Below are 17476 nucleotides of genomic sequence, written 5' to 3' on the forward strand. Positions count from 1 at the left end.
CCCCTGCCTAGAACGGGATGTCGTCGTCGGTGCCGCCGCCACCGGAGCCCACCACGGCGAACGGGTCGGCGGACTGGGTGATCGAGCGCAGCGTCTCCGATGGTGCGCGGCCCGCCTCGGAGACCCGGGTCGCCCAGGCGGGGAACGGGAACTCCAGGCAGAGCGGCACCGGGATGTCCGGCTGGTTGACGAACATCGTGCCGGGCTTGGCCAGCAGCGCCCGCTGCCGCTGCGCGGGCGGGAGGAAGCCGTATTCCGGGCGGGACGCCTCGGCCGGGTCGAGCCGGCCGACCACCCGGATCGCGGAGTTGGTGACGATGCGCCGCTCCACCTCGCTCGCCGTCTGCTGCGCGCCGATCAGGATCACGCCGAGCGAGCGGCCCCGCTCGGCGATGTCGAGCAGCACCTCCTTGATCGGGGAGGAGCCCTCCCGGGGGGCGTACTTGTTGAGCTCGTCCAGGACGACGAAGAGCAGCGGCTTGGCCGTGCCGGACTTCTCCTTGCGCTCGAACTCGCTCTTGAGCGTCACGCCGACCACGAACCGCTGGGCGCGATCCGGAAGGTTGTGCAGGTCGACCACTGTGACCTGCGCCGACTCGCTGGTGTTGATCGAGTGCGGGCGGCGGGTGGCCAGGTCGCCACGGATCAGTCGGGCGAGGTCCTTCTTGCTGCCGATCAACCGCCTGGCGAACGCGTTGACGGTGCCCAGCCCGACCGCGCTGCCCGCCCAGTCGGAGCGGGTCTCGTCGTCGTTGAGCGCCTCGACGATGTGGTCGACCAGGTCGCCGTAGGAGCCGAGCCGGACCCCGTCGATGCTCACCCCGCCGTCGGCGGGCTGGGCGTAACGGGCCAGGTGCGCGGTGACCGAGTGGACCACCATCGTGTACTGCTGGCGCTCGTCGTCGGCGTCGGCGAACACGTACGGCAGGAGCCGGTCGGCGCAGAACTCGCTCAACGTCCAGTAGAACGAGTCCACCCCGGTGAGCCGGCTGCTCACATCAGGTGTGCCGGCCGCGTCACCGACCCGGGGCGGGGCGTAGACCCGCACGTCGGGGAAGGCGCCGGCGCTCAGACCAAGCTTCGCGTACGCCGCGCGGGTGGGCTCGTCGAGACGGGTGTTGGGGTGGTCCAGGAAGAGCAGGTCCTCACCCTTGACGTTGAAGATCAGCGCCTTGGCGTTGACCGCGTCGCCGCCCAGCGCCCCCGAGCGGAACACCGAGTAGAGCAGGAAGGTCGCGAAACTGGTCTTGGTGGCCACCCCGGAGATGCCGGAGATGGAGACGTGCGCGCCCCGGCTGCCGTCGAGGAAGTCGGCGTTGAGGTAGACCGGGACGCCGTCCCGACCCATCCCCATCGGGATGCGCCGCTCCATCCGGTCGAAGTGCAGCGCCCGTGCCCGGGCGTCCCCCTCGGCCCGGTGCACCACTGCGCCCGGGGTCGGCGGCACGTACAGCTCCGGATCGACACGCGTCGTGGTGACCTCCGCCGCCTCCTGCACCATCGCGGGCAGCGTGCCGTCGGCGATGGCGAACACGTCCGAGTCGAACTGGGCGCCCTCGTGCCGAGCCCGCACCTGGGTGACCACGCCGGCGATCGTCACCGGCTCCCGGTCGGGCAGCTCGCGCCGGGTGACCACCACGTCGTCGAGCTGGAGGTAACTGCCGGGCGCCACGGCGGTCCAGAACTGCAACGGAGTGGCGTCGGCGGTGCCCAGCACCCGCCCGACCGCCTCGCCGGGGCTGTCGAGGTCGGCGTCGGTCATCGGGCGACTCGGGTCACTCGGGCAGCACGGTCGGGAAGCATGAGGTGCATCCTGCCCGAGGAGTACGACAGGTCGCCACGCGACGCGGCGGACGACACCCTGGTCCGGCATGCTCACGACTGTGGGTGTGTGCCTGGGCGACGGCGGGTTACGGGCGGGCGTGGCGGAGCATGAGGACGCCGTCGTCGGCGGCGAGCACGTGGCGCAGCGGCAGGTGCCGGGGCGGCGCGGTGTCGCCAGCGGTGATCCGGCCCGGTCCCGGCCCCGCGAGCAGGGGCGCGACGGTCAGGCACAGCTCGTCGACCAGGTCGGCGGCGGTGAGCGCGCCGAACAGGTGCGGGCCGCCCTCACAGAGCAGCTGGGTGAGCCCGCGTCGGTGCAGCTCGGCGAGACCGGCGGCCAGGTCGACGCGCTCGGCACCGCAGCGCAGCAGGTCGGCGACGTCGGTCAGGCCGGGTGGCGGCTCCGCGTCGGCGTGGGTGAGCACGACCGGCCGCGTGGGCGCGTCGGCGAAGGCGGCCTGCGCCGGATCCAGGTCCAACGAGCCGGAGACGACCACCAGCGTGGGGTAGTCGGTCAGCCCGTGGTCGCGGCGCCAGGCGCGGCGACGCTCGTTGAGGCGGACCGCCCGGTAGGCCTCGTGACGAAGCGTGCCGGCGGCCACCACCAGCGCGTCGCAGAGCATCCGGAGCAGGCCGAACACCCGCTTGTCCGGCGCTCCGGACAGCCCGGCGGAGTAGCCGTCCACGCTCACCGCGCCGTCCAGGCTGGTGACGAAGTTGACCCGGAGTCGGGGCTCGTCGGCGCGGCCGTAGAGCGCGGTCAGCCCGGTGTCGTCGAGCGGCTGCGTCGACGGCTCCGGCCAGAGCCGCCGGATCGGCATTCCGACGGTCATTCGCTGGCCGGACCGGTGACCGGAGGGGTCGGTCGGGCGGTACGGTGCTGGCAGTCGCACCAGTTCCGGCCCGGGCAGTCGTCATGACGCCGGGCCCGGCACGCTCGGCAGATCATGCTCGCAGCCTAAGCCCGGGGAGGACAGGACAGCATGCCGCGTCAGATCTTCCAGCTGAAGATGTCCCTCGCCGGCGTCCGCCCGCCGGTGTGGCGACGGGTTCTCGTCCCGGCCGGTTACACGCTGGACCGGCTGCATCGGGTGGTGCAGCACGCGATGGGTTGGCGGGACTGCCGCCTGCACTCGTTCGAGATCGACGCGGTGCAGTACGGCGAGCCCGACCCGGACGGGGAGTTGGCGCTGCACGACGAGTTGGACGTGCGGTTGGACGCGGTGCTCGGCAAGGGCAGCCGGTTCTCCTACACGTACGACTTCACCGACTGGTGGGAGCACGACCTGGTGGTGGAGGACGCGCTGACCGTCGATCCCGACGAGCGGTACCCGCTCTGTCTGAACGGCGAGCGGGCCTGCCCACCCGAGGGTGTCGGCGGGCCACCGGGTTACCAGGCGCTCCTTGTCGCGTTGGCGGACCAGGGCGACGCGGCCGATCCTCGGCACGCGATGCTGCGCGACTGGGCGGGGTCCACCTTCGATCCGGTCCGGTTCGATCCCCGCCGCACCACCACGCTCCTGCGCCGCTTCTGCTGACCCGGCGTCGGCCTTCGCTGGCGTTCGACGCGGGGGCCGAATGGGGTGTGACCTCGGGGGAGCTTAGCGGTAACGATCTGGGAACGCTCCCATTGTCCTATTGACACTCCCGTTACCCGCCGGCAATCTCATGGGAGCGCTCCCGAGGGTGGCTTGTGTCACTCACGCATCCCCGGCCTTGGCGCGATGAGCACCCCCCCACCACAAACCACCCAGCCTCACCACCCGGAAAGAGGGGTCAGCGAATGATTGTCACCACGCGGCGTACCCGCCTGGCGGCCGCTGCCCTGGCCGCGATCACCGCAATCGGCGGTCTCGCGGCCTGCGGCAAGGACGACGACAAGCCGGCTGCCGGCGAGAAGCCCACCAAGCTGGTTGTCGATACCTTCAGCGAGTTCGGCTACGACGAGCTCGTCAAGCAGTACGAGAAGGACACCGGCATCAAGATCGAGCTGCGCAAGACCGCGCAGCTCAGTGAGTACCGGCCGAAGCTGGTCCGCTACCTGGCCACCGGCAAGGGTGCGGCGGACGTCACCGCCCTGGAAGAGGGCGTGCTCAACGAGTTCAAGGCCAACCCGCGCAACTGGGTCGACCTCGCGCCGCTGATCCCCGACCACTCCAAGGACTTCCTGCCGTGGAAGTGGGAGCTGGGCAAGGCGCCGGACGGCCGGCTGATCGGCCTGCCGACCGACGTCGGCAGCCTCGCGGTCTGCTACCGCAAGGACCTGTTCCAGGCGGCCGGCCTGCCGACCGAGCGCGACCAGGTGTCGGCCCTCTGGCCGGACTGGAAGGGCTTCCACGACGCCGGTCTGAAGTACAAGCAGGCCACCGGCAAGGCGTTCGTCGACTCGATCACCGCCGTCTCCAACGGCGTGATGTTCCAGGGCAACGGCGACCTGTTCTACGACAAGGAAAACAACATCATCGCGGACACCAGCCCCGCGGTGAAGAACGCCTGGGACACCGCCACCTCGATGGCGGACATCTCCGCCAAGGCGCAGACCTGGTCGCCGGAGTGGTCGGGTGGCTTCAAGCAGGGCACCTTCGCGGCCACCTTCTGCCCGTCCTGGATGCTCGGCATCGTGTCGGACAACTCCGGTGCGGCCAACAAGGGCAAGTGGGACGTCGCGTCCGTGCCGGGTGGCGGCGGTAACTGGGGTGGCTCGTGGCTCGCGGTTCCGGAGCAGAGCAAGTACCCGAAGGAGGCGGCGAAGCTCGCCGAGTACCTGACCAACGCGAAGAGCCAGGTGGACGCCTTCAAGCTCAAGGGCCCGCTGCCCACGAACCTGGAGGCGCTGAAGAACGACGCGTTCCTCAGCTACACCAACGAGTACTTCAGCAACGCGCCGACCGGCAAGATCTTCGGTGAGAGCGTCGCCAAGATCCAGCCGACCCACCTGGGTCCGAAGCACCAGTCGGTGAAGGAGAACGCGTTCGAGCCGGCTCTGCGGGCGTTCGAGAACGGGCGGGCCGACAAGGCGAAGGCCTGGGAGCAGTTCACAAAGGACGCCAAGACTCAGGGCGCCTTCTAAGTGATTCCCCGCCGGTGGCGTTCGGGGCTTCCCGGACGCCACCGGCCGGTCCCCTCCGCGTAGCGCCCTGCGCGAGGGCCCCCGGGCCTCGCCGGAAAAGGAAATTCGCATGAGCCTGTCGGCCACGACGGCGCCGCCGTCGCCAGCAGCACCGCCTCCTCCCGACGTCTCTTCCCGACGTAGCCGGGGAAGGTTACTCAACCGTCTCGATGTCAAGTACTCGCCCTACCTCTACATCGCCCCGTTCTTCCTGATCTTCGGCGTGTTCGGGTTGTACCCGATGCTGCGTACCGCCTGGATGTCGCTGCACGACTGGGACATGATCGGCGAGCACTCGTTCATCGGCTTCGACAACTACACCCGGCTGGTGTCCGACGAGTACTTCTGGAACGCGCTGGTCAACACGTTCGGCATCTTCGCCCTGTCGACCATCCCGCAGCTGTTGCTCGCCCTCTTCCTGGCGAACCTGCTCAACCGGACCTTCCTGCGCGCCAAGACCTTCTTCCGGATGGCCATCTTCGTGCCGAACGTGGTGTCGGTGGCCGCGGTCGCGATCGTCTTCGGGATGCTGTTCCAGCGGGAGTTCGGCCTGTTCAACTGGTTGCTCAGCCTCGTCGGTGTCGACGCGGTCGACTGGGACGGGCAGCGGTGGAGCTCCTGGTTCGCCATCTCCACGATGGTCAACTGGCGGTGGACCGGGTACAACACCCTGATCCTGCTCGCCGGCATGCAGGCGATCCCGAAGGACCTCTACGAGGCCGCGGCGATCGACGGCGCCAGCCCGTGGCGGCAGTTCTGGCAGATCACCCTGCCGATGCTCAAGCCCACCTTCATCTTCGTGGTCATCCTCTCCACGATCGGCGGCATGCAGCTGTTCACCGAGCCCCTGCTCTTCGCCAACGGCAACATCATCGGCGGCGACCAGCGGGAGTTCCAGACGCTGGCCATGTACATGTACGAGATGGGAATCGAGAACCTGAACACCGCCGGCTACGGAGCCGCGGTGGCCTGGGCGATCTTCATGATCATCGTCGTGGTGTCGCTGTTCAACTTCCTACTCGTCCGCCGCTCGGCGAAGTGAGGAGAGCGCGATGATCTCGGGTTCCCAGCGCCTCTGGCGCACCAGTCCGCTGACCTACGTGGCGCTCGTCCTGGCGGCGCTGCTGTCGATCTACCCGTTCTACTACATGCTGGTGATCGCCAGCCGCAGCCTGGACTCCATCAACGACGTGCCGCCACCGGTGACCCCGGCCGGCGCGTTCGGTGACAACTTCGGGCGGGTGCTCGACAACGACGCCGCCAACTTCTTCACCGGCATGATGAACTCGATCATCGTCTCGTCGGTGGTCACCGTTTCGGTGGTGCTCACCGGTTCGTTGGCCGGGTTCGCGTTCGCCAAGCTGCGGTTCCGGGGCAGCAACGCCCTCCTGCTGGCGATCATCGTCACCATGATGATCCCGACCCAGATGGGGCTCATCCCGCTCTGGGGCATGATGCAGGACCTGGGGTGGTACGACACGCTCTACGCGGTCACCGTGCCGTTCCTGGTCAGCGCCTTCGGCGTGTTCATGATGCGGCAGTACGCCAGTCAGGCGATCTCCGACGAGCTGATCGAGGCCGGTCGCGTCGACGGGGCGAGCACGTTCCGGATCTACTGGAGCATCGTGCTGCCCGCGCTGCGTCCCGCCGCCGGCGTCCTCGGTCTGCTGACCTTCATGGAGACCTGGAACTCGTTCATCTGGCCGTACGCCATCCTCACCCCGGAGAACCCGACCCTGCAGGTGTCGCTCTCCTTCCTGTCGTACGCCTACTACACCGACTACTCCCAGGTGTTCGCCGCCACCGCGATCGGCACCATCCCACTCGTGCTCGTCTTTCTCGTGTTCGGCCGCCAGATCATCGGCGGCATCATGGAAGGTGCCGTCAAGTCGTGAGCAACCCCGCCAGCCCCAACGCCGTCGACGTTCTCGACGACCGTCCCGGGCTGACCTTCCCACCCGGTTTCCTGTGGGGGGCCGCGACCGCGGCATACCAGATCGAGGGGGCGGCGGCCGTCGACGGCCGTACCCCGTCGATCTGGGACACCTTCAGCCACACCGACGGTCGGGTCGTCGCCGGGCACACCGGCGACGTCGCGTGCGACCACTACCACCGGCTCGGCGACGACGTCGCGCTGATGGCCGAGCTGGGCCTCAAGTCGTACCGTTTCTCGGTCTCCTGGTCCCGGGTGCAGCCCGGCGGCGTCGGTGCGGCCAACCCGCAGGGGCTGGACTTCTACCGGCGACTTGTCGACGAGCTGTTGGCCAACGGCATCGAGCCGTGGCTGACCCTCTACCACTGGGACCTGCCGCAACCCCTCGAGGACGTCGGCGGCTGGCCGGCCCGGGACACCGCGGCCCGCTTCGCCGACTACACCACGCTGGTGGCCGACGCGCTCGGTGACCGGGTGCGCTACTGGACCACGCTGAACGAGCCGTGGTGCTCCGCGTTCCTGGGCTACGGCTCCGGCGTGCACGCCCCGGGCCGCACCGACGGGGCGGCCGCGGTCCGCGCCGGGCACCACCTGATGCTCGGTCACGGCCTGGCCGTGCAGGCGCTGCGGGCCGCCCGGCCGGCCGCCGAGGTGGGCGTGACAGTCAACCTCTACCCGGTCGACCCGGCCAGCGACACCCCTGCCGACCGGGACGCCGCACGGCGCATCGACGGGTTGGCCAACCGGTTCTTCCTCGACCCGCTGCTGCGTGGCTCGTACCCGGAGGACCTGGTCGCCGACCTGAGCACCGTGACCGACTTCGCCCACGTGCGCGACGGCGACCTGGCGACCATCTCCACGCCACTGGACCTGGTCGGGGTCAACTACTACAGCCGGCACGTGGTCGCCGCACCGGCCGAGGGCGGCGAGGCCGACCAGGGCGGTGGGTGCTGGCCGGGCAGCGAGGACGTCCGGTTCGTCACCAGGGGCGTCCCGGTCACCGACATGGGCTGGGAGATCGACGCCCCGGGCCTGGTCGAGACCCTGCGTCGGGTGCACGAGTACACCGACCTGCCCCTCTACGTCACCGAGAACGGCTCCGCGTTCGTCGACACGGTGGTCGACGGGCAGGTCGACGACGTCGACCGGCTGGCCTACTTCGACGCCCATCTGCGCGCCGCGCACGAGGCGATCGACGCAGGAGTGCCTCTGCGGGGATACTTTGCCTGGTCGCTGATGGATAATTTCGAATGGGCCTGGGGCTACACCAAGCGATTCGGCATGATCCACGTCGATTACGACACTCAGGTCCGCATTCCCAAGTCCAGCGCCAAGTGGTACGCCTCGGTGATCCGGCGCAACGGTCTGGCCGCACAATAGGCTCGGGCCAGCCATCAGGACGGCCCCGGCGTCCACCCCTCGCAGGTGGCGCCGGGTCCGCCCGCCGTCGGAGGAGCAGACGATGACAACGCAGCGCACCCGGTCACTCGGGCGTCCGACCCTCGATGCGGTCGCGGCACGCGCCGGTGTCGGTCGGGGCACGGTCTCCCGCGTGGTCAACGGCTCGCCGCAGGTCAGCCCGGAGGCCCGGGCCGCCGTCCAGCAGGCCATCGCCGAGCTGGGGTACGTGCCGAACCGCGCCGCCCGTGCGCTCGTCACCCAGCGGACCGACTCCGTCGCGCTCGTGGTGTCCGAGTCCGGTGAGCGGGTCTTCACCGAGCCGTTCTTCGCCGCCATCGTCCGGGGCATCAGCTCCGGCCTGCTGGAGACGCCGATGCAGCTCTGGCTGGCCATGGCACAGTCGCCGGTGGAGCGGGAGCGGGTCGAGCACCACCTGACCAACCAGCACGTCGACGGCGTACTCCTGCTGTCGTTGCACGACTCCGACCCGCTGCCGACGCTGCTGGAGGAGCGGGGCCTGCCCGCCGTGCTCGGCGGTCGGCCCGCCCGGATGTTGCAGCCCGGCGCCCAGCCGGCCTGGTTCGTGGACGTGGACAACGTCGGCGGGGCCCGGCAGGCGGTGGAGTACCTGGCGAGGCAGGGGCGACGCCGCATCGCCACCATCGCCGGCACGCAGGACATGGGCGTCGGCCTGGCCCGTCTGGCCGGCTACACCGAGGCGGTCAAGGCCACCGGGGCCGGCGTCAACCCCGACCTGATCGCGTACGGGGACTTCAGCGAGGGTAGCGGCGCGATCGCCATGCGCCGACTGTTGGATGCCTGCCCGGATCTGGACGCGGTGTTCGTGGCGTCCGACCTGATGGCGTTCGGCGCGCTGCGTACGCTGCGGGAGGCCGGCCGGCGGGTGCCCCAGGACGTCGCGGTGATCGGCTTCGACGACGCGACGATCGCCCTCCGGGCGGACCCGCCGCTGACCACTGTCTTCCAACCGGTGGAGGAGATGGGCCGGCAGATGGCCCGCCTGCTGGTGGCCCGGATCCGCGGCGAGGCCCTCCCGGCCCCCCACATCCTCCTGGACACCCAGTTGGTACACCGAGCCTCCGCCTGACCCCCACCCCGACCCCCCAAGGGGCTTGCCGTTGATCATGGAGTTATTGCCATGACACGCCGATGTGGCGGGCAACAACCTCATGATCAACGGGGAGGGCGGGGCGGGGGCGGCGAGGGTGGGGGCGGGGTTACTGGGTCCAGCGGCGGAGTTCGCGCTTGGCCAGGGAGTTGCGGTGGACCTCGTCGGGGCCGTCGGCCAGGCGTAGGGTGCGGGTCTGGGCCCAGAGGGCGGCCAGGGGAGTGTCCTGGCTGACGCCCGCGCCGCCGTACCCCTGGATGGCCTTGTCGATCACCCACTCCGCCATCGCCGGGGTGCCGATCTTGATGGCCTGGATCTCGGTGTGTGCGCCCTTGTTGCCGACGGTGTCCATCAGCCAGGCCGTCTTGAGCACCAGGAGCCGGGCCTGCTCGATGCGCACCCGTGACTCGGCGATCCACTCCCGGACCACGCCCTGCTCGGCGAGGGGTCGGCCGAACGCGATCCGCTCGTTGGCCCGGCGGCAGAGCAGCTCCAATGCCCGCTCAGCCATTCCGATCAATCGCATGCAGTGGTGGATCCGGCCCGGACCGAGCCGGGCCTGGGCGATGGCGAAGCCGGTGCCCTCGGCGCCGATCAGATTCTCCGCCGGCACCCGGACGTCGCTGAAGTCGATCTCGGCGTGCCCGCCGTGCGAGCCGTCGGTGTAGCCGAAGACGGTCATGCCCCGGCGCACGTGCACCCCCGGGGTGTCCCGGGGAACCAGCACCATGCTCTGCTGGCGGTGCCGGTCGGCGTCGGGGTCGGTCTTGCCCATCACGATGAAGATCTCGCAGCGCGGGTCCATCGCGCCGGACGACCACCACTTGCGGCCGTTGATCACGTACTCGTCGCCGTCGCGGGTGATCCGGGTGGCGATGTTCGTGGCGTCGGAGGACGCCACGTCCGGTTCGGTCATGCAGAACGCGGAGCGGATCTCGCCCTCCAACAGCGGCATCAGCCAGCGTTGCCGCTGCGCGTCCGAGCCGAACTCGGCGAGCAGCTCCATGTTGCCGGTGTCCGGTGCCGCGCAGTTGACCGCCTCCGGGGCCAGGTGCGGGCTGCGCCCGGTCAGCTCGGCCAGCGGCGCGTACTGGAGGTTGGTCAGGCCGGCGCCGTAGCGGGGGTCGGGCAGGAACAGGTTCCACAGGCCGCGTTTGCGGGCCTCCGCCTTCAGCTCGGCCAACACCGGGGTACGCGACCACGGGTCGCCGGCGGCCACCTGCTCGGCGTGCACGGCCTCGGCCGGGTAGACGTGCTCGGTCAGGAACCGGGTCAGCTCGTCGCGCAGCTCCTCGGTCCGGCTGTCGTATGAGAAGTCCATCACCGCTCCCTGGCAGCGCTCAGCCCGTGCGCGACCAGCGGTGCCACCATCTCGCCGATCCGGTCGAAGCCCTCGCCGAGCGTCTGCCCGAGCGTGTGGCGGTAGTGGATGCCCTCGCAGATGACCGCGAGCTTGAAACAGCCCAGCGCCACGTGCCAGTGCAGCGGCCCGACGTCCACGTCGCTGCGCCCGGCGTACCTGTCGATCAGCTCGTCGCCGGTGGGGAAGCCGGCGCGGGGGCCGAGCCCGTCGGCGACGGGGTTGCCCTCGGCCGTGTCGCTGCCGCCGAGCACGTCCCAGTACGTCAACAGCAGCCCCAGGTCGGCGAGCGGGTCACCGAGGGTGGCCATCTCCCAGTCGAGGACGGCGTGCACGGCCACCGGGTCGGCCGAGGCGAGGAGGTTGTCCAACCGGTAGTCGCCGTGCACGATCCGGCCGGCGTTCGCGCCCTCCGGGGCGGTCGCGGCCAGCAGGTCACGCAACTCGTCGATGCCGGGCAGCTCACGGCTGCGGGAGCGGTCGAGCTGCCCGCCCCAGCGGCGGACCTGCCGGGCCAGGTAGCCCTCCGGGCGGCCGAAGTCAGCAAGCCCGACGGTGGCCGGCTCGACGGTGTGCAGCGCGGCGAGCGTGTCCATCATCGCCATGGCGAGGGCCCGGCGTCGCTCGCCACCCAGCGGGTCGGTCTGCGCACGGGTGCGGAACACCTCGCCGGGCATCCGCTCCATCAGGTAGAACGGCGCCCCGATGACCTCCGGGTCGGTGCAGAGCAGCAGCGCGCCCGGGACCGGCACCTCGGTCGACGCCAGCGCCGAGATGACCCGGAACTCGCGGGCCATGTCGTGCGCGGTGGCCAGCACGTGCCCGAGCGGAGGGCGGCGCAGCACGACCTCGCGGTCGCCGAGGCGCAGCAGGTAGGTGAGGTTGGACTTGCCGCCCGCGATCAGCTCGGCCCGTGGTGGCCCGACCGTCAGCTCGGGCCGGTGCCGGGCCAGATAGCCGGCGAGCCGGTCGAGGGGAAGCCCGGCAGGAGAGGCGGAAACGGTGCCCGGTCGCGATGCGTCGGCGGCCGGATCACTCATCCGACTAGTTGATGGCAGCGTGCTCACGTTGTCAAGGTCAGAGTTTCCCCTCGGGTCATGCCTCTGCAACAGGGACGAAATGGTCAACCGGCAGGCTGTGACACAGCCTGCCGGCCGCCTGTCGCCGGCCCGCCGAGCGGAGGGACAGACATGTTGCTGCGAGTTCGGGTCACCCTGCCGGACCGTCCGGGCACGCTCGGCCAGGTCGCCCGCACGTTGGGCGTCTCCGGGGCGGACATCGTCCAGGTGGTGGTCCTCGAACGACTCGGCGGGCGCGCGGTGGACGACTTCACTGTCGTCTGGCCGGGTGCCGCCCGGGTGGAGCGGCTGCTTGCCGGCCTCGCGGCGATTCCGGGCGTGCGGGTGGACGGTGTGTGGCGGGCGATCGGCGCGCCCACCACCACCGGCCAGGACGCGGAGCTGTTGGCCCAGGTCGCGGCCAACCCGGTCGACGGGCTGGCCACGCTTGTCGACGCGGTGCCCGGGCTGCTGGCGGCCGACTGGGCCGTCGCCGCCATGGTGCCTGTCGACTGGGCCTCACGGACCGGGGGCGGCGGGGCGACTGTGGGGCACGCGAGCTGGCGTACTCCGGTGCCCCTGCGGTTGCCGGAGGTGACCCCGCTGCGCGGTCGGTCGATGACCACGCCCGACGGCACCCACCACGCGATCGCGCCGTTCGGCCGGGCGGGCCTGGTGCTGGTGGTGGGCAGGGAATACAGCGACACCCTGTGCGCCGCCAACTTCCACAGCACCGAGGTCGACCGGCTCACCCAGCTGGTCCGGGCCAGTGCGGTGATCCTCGGCGATCGGCTGGACCTGGTCGGCACGCCGCCGGTGGTCGCCGGTCCCTGACCGGCCGGCGAGTTCCCGGGCGCGACACCGCCGGGTAATCGCGCGGCAACAGCCGGCGACGAGGCTCTGCGGTGGGAAGGGAGTCAACCATGACGTTGTGGCGGATTCGGGCAACTGTCGACGACCGGCCGGGTTACCTGTCGGTGCTCACGGCGAGCCTCGCGCTGCGCGGGGTCAACATCCTCACCGTGCAGGTGCAACCCACCGAGCAGGGCGCGGTGGACGACTTTCTGGTCGACGCGCCCGACGCGCTCGACGAGGCGGGTCTGGTCGCCGCCGTCGAGCGCGGTCGGGGCCGGGACTGCTGGGTGGCGCGCAGCGAGGCGCGCGGCCTGGCCGACCAACCCACCCGGGTGCTCGGGCTGGCCAACCGGCTGGTGCGCGACCCGGACGCGACGGGCGAGGCGTTGCGGACCCTGCTCGGCGCCGACTCGGTCACCTGGCGACCCGCGTCGACGGGCGTCGACAGGGGGATCACCGACGCCACAATGACGCTTGCCGACCCGGCGGGCGGCTCGTTCGCGCTGCGCCGGGCCGCGCCCGCCTTCACCCCGGCGGAGTACGCCCGGGCGCAGGCCCTTGTCGAGCTGGCCGCGACAGTGGCGCGTCGGGCCGCGGAACAGGTCACCCTGGTGCTGCCCGACGGGGCCGAGGTGGCCGTCCGGCCGGGCTGCGCGCACGACCTGTCCGGTGTCGTCGAGCTGCACGAGGCGTGCTCGGCACGTAGCCGGGATCGGCGTTACCTGGGCGGGGCGCCGCTGCCGCAGCCGGCCCGACTGCGGCGGCTGTTGGAGCCGGGGCAAGGGTTGACGCTTGTCGCCACGACCACCGGTGCCGACGGTGCGGCGGAGTCGGTGGTCGCCATGGCGAACCTGCTCGGCGAGGGCGACGAGGCCGAGGTGGCGCTGCTGGTGCGCGACGACTGGCAGCGGCGGGGCCTCGGCTCGGCGTTGCTGCGCCGGTTGGTCCGGCACGCCGACGCGGCCGGGTACGCGGCGCTGGTGCTGCACGTCCAGGCGGAGAACACTCCGCTGCTGCGGACGCTGCGGCGACTGGACCGGCCCAGTTCGGTGGAGCGCGACGGCGCGCTGCTCACCATCACGTTCCCGCTCGCCGTCCGCACTGCGGCGGTGCGGACGGGCACGGTGCTGACACCTGGGGCGTAGCGAGGGTCCCGGTCACCGCCGGGGCGGTTCGCGGCGGCCCGAGACGCAGAACCGATTACCCTCCGGGTCGGCGAGCACCACGTACGGCGGCTCGGTCGGGAGTGGGTCCGTCGGGTAGTGCCTCCAGTCGACCCACTGGGCGCCGAGGGCGAGAAGCCTGTCGACCTCCTCGTCGAGGCTTCGCTCACCGGCGTCCAGGTCGAGGTGGGTGCGGGGGAACTCCTCCACCGGGCTCTCGCTGAGGTCCATCGCGATGGGGGTGCCGGGCATCCCGGGCGGCGGCTCCACAACGATCCACTCGTCGCCCGGGTGGCGGGGTGGGCGGCGGCGGTAGCCGAGGGCGGCAGCCCAGAACGCTCCGGCTCGCTCCGCATCGGACACTCCCAACGAGAGCTGCGCGATGATCGCCATCTCTCGACCGTACGCCGTCGGGCCGGCGGGGGGAGAGGCGGGCACGGGCCCCTTCGATCGGCGGATCTACCTGTCCGGCGTGGAGTACCAGCGGAGGTGCTCGACCCTGGTCGTCAACGTCGGCGCAGAGACGCTTCCCAATCGCCGGCCGGCCCATTACATTGTCGGTTATCCATGGGAGCGCTTCCACGGCTTCCGTGGCCACACCGCCACCTCGCAGTCGCCGGTGGCCGTGCCGCCCGTACGCCGTCCCGCGTCGGTGCGACCGCCGGCGGCACCTCCGACAGGAGCCCGCATGCGCCACCTGACCCGGCCGTCCAGCGGCCACCCCGGTCGGTCACCGGTCGCCGACCAGCCTTGGCCCCGGCGCTTGCTGGCCGTCGGCGTCGCACTGCTCACCGGCGCGTCCCTCGCGGTGACCGCACCGCCGCCCGGGCCCGCGTCCGCCGCCCCGGCCGCGACCTACAACTACGCCGAGGCGTTGCAGAAGTCGCTGCTCTTCTACGAGGCGCAGCAGTCCGGCAGGTTGCCCGACTGGAATCGGGTCTCCTGGCGCGGCGACAGCGCGCTCACCGACGGCGCCGACGTCGGAGTGGACCTCACCGGCGGCTGGTACGACGCCGGCGACCACGTCAAGTTCGGCTTCCCGATGGCGTTCAGCGCCACCATGCTGGCCTGGGGGGCGGTCGAGTACCGCAGCGGTTACACGGCGTCCGGGCAACTGCCGCACCTGCTCAACAACCTGCGCTTCGTCAACGACTACTTCATCAAGGCGCACCCGTCGGCGAACGTCCTCTACGGGCAGGTCGGCAAGGGCGACGACGACCACAAGTGGTGGGGTCCGGCCGAGGTGATGCAGATGGCGCGTCCCGCGTACAAGATCGATGCGAGCTGTGGCGGCGCGGACCTGGCGGGGGAGACGGCGGCCGCGATGGCCGCCTCGTCGATGGTGTTCCGGCCCACCGACGCGGCCTACGCGGACAAGCTGCTCGGCCACGCGCGGCAGCTCTACACCTTCGCCGACACCGTGCGGAAGTCCTACAGCGAGTGCATCACCGACGCGGCGTCGTTCTACAAGTCGTGGAGTGGCTGGCAGGACGAGCTGGTCTGGGCCGCGATCTGGCTGCACCGGGCCACCGGCGAGGCCAGCTACCTGGCCAAGGCCGAGAGCGAGTACGACAAGCTCAACACCGAGAACCAGTCCACCACCCGCTCCTACAAGTGGACCATCGCCTGGGACAACAAGCAGTTCGGGGCGTACGTGCTGCTGGCCAACCTGACCGGCAAGCAGAAGTACGTCGACGACGCCAACCGCTGGCTGGACTACTGGACCGTCGGGGTGAACGGGCAGCGTGTCCCGTATTCCCCCGGCGGGATGGCGGTGCTCGACTCCTGGGGCGCGCTGCGGTACGCCGCCAACACCTCGTTCGCCGCGCTCGTCTACAGCGACAAGACCACCGACACGACCCGCAAGGCGCGCTACCACGACTTCGCCGTCCGGCAGATCAACTACGCGCTGGGCGACAACCCGCGCAGCTCCAGCTACGTCATCGGGTTCGGCGCCAACTCGCCGAAGAACCCGCACCACCGCACCGCGCACGGCTCCTGGTGGGACAGCCAGACGGTGCCCGTGCAGACCCGGCACACCCTCTACGGCGCGCTCGTCGGTGGCCCGTCCGCGGCCAACGACGCGTACAGCGACAGCCGGTCGGACTACGTGATGAACGAGGTGGCCACCGACTACAACGCCGGCTTCACGTCCGCGTTGGTCCGGCTGACCTCCGAGTACGGTGGCACGCCGCTGGCCAACTTCCCGGTCGCCGAGACGCCGGACATCGACGAGTTGACGGTGGAGACCACAGTGGCGCAGGCCGAGCCCCGGGCCACCGGGCTCAAGGTGATCGTCTACAACAAGTCGGCGTTCCCGGCGCGTGCCCTGACCGACGGGAAGTTCCGCTACTACTTCCGGCCCGACGGCACCGGCCCGGTGCAGGTCACCGCCGGCTACACCCAGGGTTGCCCGTCCCCGACCACAGCCAAGCAGTTCAGCGGCGACATCTGGTACGTCGAGGTGGACTGCACCGGCCACACCATCGCCCCGGCCGGGCAGTCGGCGCACCGGATGGAGGTCCAGTTCAAGATCGGTGTGCCGGAGGGCGGCACCTGGGACCCGACGAACGACCCGTCGTACCAGGCCACCGCCGGGCCCAACCGGAAGGTGCCGCTCTACTCCGGCACCACCCGCGTCTGGGGTGACGAGCCCGGGCCGGTCGTGCCGGACACCACCGCCCCGACCACGCCGGGCAAGCCCGTCGCGTCCGGCCTCGCGCCCCGCTCGGTCACCCTGACCTGGGCGGCGTCCACCGACAGTGGCGGCAGCGGCCTGGCCGGCTACGACGTCCGCGAAATCGAGGTCGGTGGCGACACGGTGCTGAACCGACCCGTCACCGGCACCACGCTCACCATCTCGACGCTGCTGCCGGAGCACACGTACGAGTTCGCCGTCATCGCCCGCGACGGCGCCGGCAACAGGTCGGCGGCCTCACCGGTGCTCACCGTGACCACACCGCCGACCGGCTCGACCGACACCACAGTGCCGAGCACGCCCGGCACCCCTGTCGCGTCGGCGGTCACCGCCACCGGGCTCACCCTGGCCTGGACCCCGTCGACCGACAACGTCGGCGTCACCGGGTACCGGGTCTACCGCGAGGCCGGCGCCACCGACGCGCTCGTCGGCTCGCCGACCGGCACCACCGTCGCGGTGACCGGGCTGACCGCGTCGACGGCGTACCAGTTCTACGTGGTGGCCGTCGACGCTGCCGGCAACACCTCCGCGGCGTCCGCGCCGGTCGCGGTGACCACCGCGTCCCCGCCGGTCGGCGGGGCCTGCTCGGTGGGGTACGCCATCACCGACTGGAGCCCCGGCTTCACCGCCAGCGTGACGATCACCAACACCGGCACCACCGCGATCAACGGCTGGACGCTGCGGTTCAGCTTCCCCGGCGGGCAGACCGTCAGCCAGGGCTGGTCGGCGGCGGTCAGCCAGACCGGCGCGGCGGTCACCGCCACGAACCTGTCCTACAACGGCACGATCGCGCCTGGCGCGTCAGTGAACTTCGGGTTCAACGGCGCCTACACCGGCACCAACGCGAAACCGACGGCCTTCACCGTCAACAACACCACCTGCGCTCTCGCCTGAGCGCCCACTGACGACGAGATCTTGGGCAGTTGTCGTTACGCCGAGACGGTGA

At 70.8% G+C, this 17476-nt stretch carries 14 protein-coding genes; 9 read left to right on the forward strand and 5 right to left on the reverse strand.

Annotated features, from left to right (window positions below; translation table 11 throughout):
* Positions 1–7: 7 nt before the first annotated feature.
* Together AB0A95_RS14125 and AB0A95_RS14130 are read right to left on the reverse strand one after the other, a co-directional pair.
* A complete protein-coding gene (locus tag AB0A95_RS14125; RefSeq protein WP_357556091.1) occupies positions 8–1762 on the reverse strand; it encodes an ATP-binding protein in 1755 nt (584 codons plus the stop codon).
* Positions 1763–1910: 148 nt separating this feature from the next.
* The gene (locus AB0A95_RS14130; RefSeq protein ID WP_357556093.1) at positions 1911–2657 is read right to left on the reverse strand and encodes a pyrimidine reductase family protein; all 747 of its coding nucleotides are present in this window, start codon (positions 2655–2657) and stop codon (positions 1911–1913) included.
* A gap of 150 nt (positions 2658–2807) precedes the next feature.
* On the opposite strand from AB0A95_RS14130, the gene AB0A95_RS14135 reads away from it, so the two are divergent.
* The 6 genes from AB0A95_RS14135 (at position 2808) to AB0A95_RS14160 (ending at position 9375) form a co-directional block, all read left to right on the forward strand.
* Positions 2808–3362: a plasmid pRiA4b ORF-3 family protein gene (locus AB0A95_RS14135; RefSeq protein WP_357556094.1), complete on the forward strand. Its 555-nt coding sequence runs from the start codon at positions 2808–2810 to the stop codon at positions 3360–3362.
* A gap of 245 nt (positions 3363–3607) precedes the next feature.
* Positions 3608–4894 (forward strand): ABC transporter substrate-binding protein, encoded by a 1287-nt coding sequence (locus AB0A95_RS14140; RefSeq protein ID WP_357556095.1) that lies wholly within the window; start codon positions 3608–3610, stop codon positions 4892–4894.
* A gap of 109 nt (positions 4895–5003) precedes the next feature.
* Positions 5004–5975, forward strand: coding sequence for a sugar ABC transporter permease (locus AB0A95_RS14145; protein WP_357556096.1), 972 nt, complete (start codon positions 5004–5006; stop codon positions 5973–5975).
* A 10-nt stretch (positions 5976–5985) separates the two neighbouring features.
* Positions 5986–6828, forward strand: coding sequence for a carbohydrate ABC transporter permease (locus tag AB0A95_RS14150; RefSeq protein WP_357556097.1), 843 nt, complete (start codon positions 5986–5988; stop codon positions 6826–6828).
* Positions 6825–8246 carry a GH1 family beta-glucosidase gene (locus AB0A95_RS14155; RefSeq protein WP_357556098.1) on the forward strand — a complete coding sequence of 474 codons (1422 nt, stop codon included), beginning with the start codon at positions 6825–6827 and terminating at the stop codon, positions 8244–8246. The genes AB0A95_RS14150 and AB0A95_RS14155 overlap by 4 nt, the downstream gene beginning before the upstream one ends.
* 82 nt (positions 8247–8328) lie before the next feature.
* Positions 8329–9375, forward strand: coding sequence for a LacI family DNA-binding transcriptional regulator (locus tag AB0A95_RS14160; protein WP_357070177.1), 1047 nt, complete (start codon positions 8329–8331; stop codon positions 9373–9375).
* Positions 9376–9505: 130 nt separating this feature from the next.
* Here AB0A95_RS14160 and AB0A95_RS14165 read toward each other — a convergent pair whose 3' ends face one another.
* On the reverse strand, positions 9506–10717 hold the full coding sequence (locus tag AB0A95_RS14165) for an acyl-CoA dehydrogenase family protein (RefSeq protein WP_357556099.1): 1212 nt from the start codon (positions 10715–10717) through the stop codon (positions 9506–9508).
* The gene (locus tag AB0A95_RS14170; RefSeq protein WP_357556100.1) at positions 10717–11796 is read right to left on the reverse strand and encodes a phosphotransferase family protein; all 1080 of its coding nucleotides are present in this window, start codon (positions 11794–11796) and stop codon (positions 10717–10719) included. Before AB0A95_RS14170 ends, AB0A95_RS14165 begins: the two co-directional genes overlap by 1 nt.
* A gap of 150 nt (positions 11797–11946) precedes the next feature.
* Between AB0A95_RS14170 and AB0A95_RS14175 the strand changes: the two genes are divergently transcribed.
* Together AB0A95_RS14175 and AB0A95_RS14180 are read left to right on the forward strand one after the other, a co-directional pair.
* A complete protein-coding gene (locus AB0A95_RS14175; RefSeq protein WP_357556101.1) occupies positions 11947–12648 on the forward strand; it encodes an amino acid-binding protein in 702 nt (233 codons plus the stop codon).
* Positions 12649–12737: 89 nt separating this feature from the next.
* Complete coding sequence (locus AB0A95_RS14180) at positions 12738–13814, forward strand: GNAT family N-acetyltransferase (RefSeq protein WP_357556103.1); 1077 nt, start codon at positions 12738–12740, stop codon at positions 13812–13814.
* 12 nt (positions 13815–13826) lie between these two features.
* Here AB0A95_RS14180 and AB0A95_RS14185 read toward each other — a convergent pair whose 3' ends face one another.
* Positions 13827–14225 (reverse strand): VOC family protein, encoded by a 399-nt coding sequence (locus tag AB0A95_RS14185; RefSeq protein WP_357556104.1) that lies wholly within the window; start codon positions 14223–14225, stop codon positions 13827–13829.
* 295 nt (positions 14226–14520) lie between these two features.
* Here AB0A95_RS14185 and AB0A95_RS14190 point away from each other — a divergent pair, with 295 nt between their 5' ends.
* A complete protein-coding gene (locus AB0A95_RS14190; protein ID WP_357556105.1) occupies positions 14521–17424 on the forward strand; it encodes a glycoside hydrolase family 9 protein in 2904 nt (967 codons plus the stop codon).
* The last annotated feature ends 52 nt before the right edge of the window (positions 17425–17476 follow it).

Origin of the sequence: Micromonospora sp. NPDC049230 (assembly GCF_040647875.1) — a bacterium.
Classification (GTDB): Bacteria; Actinomycetota; Actinomycetes; order Mycobacteriales; family Micromonosporaceae; genus Micromonospora.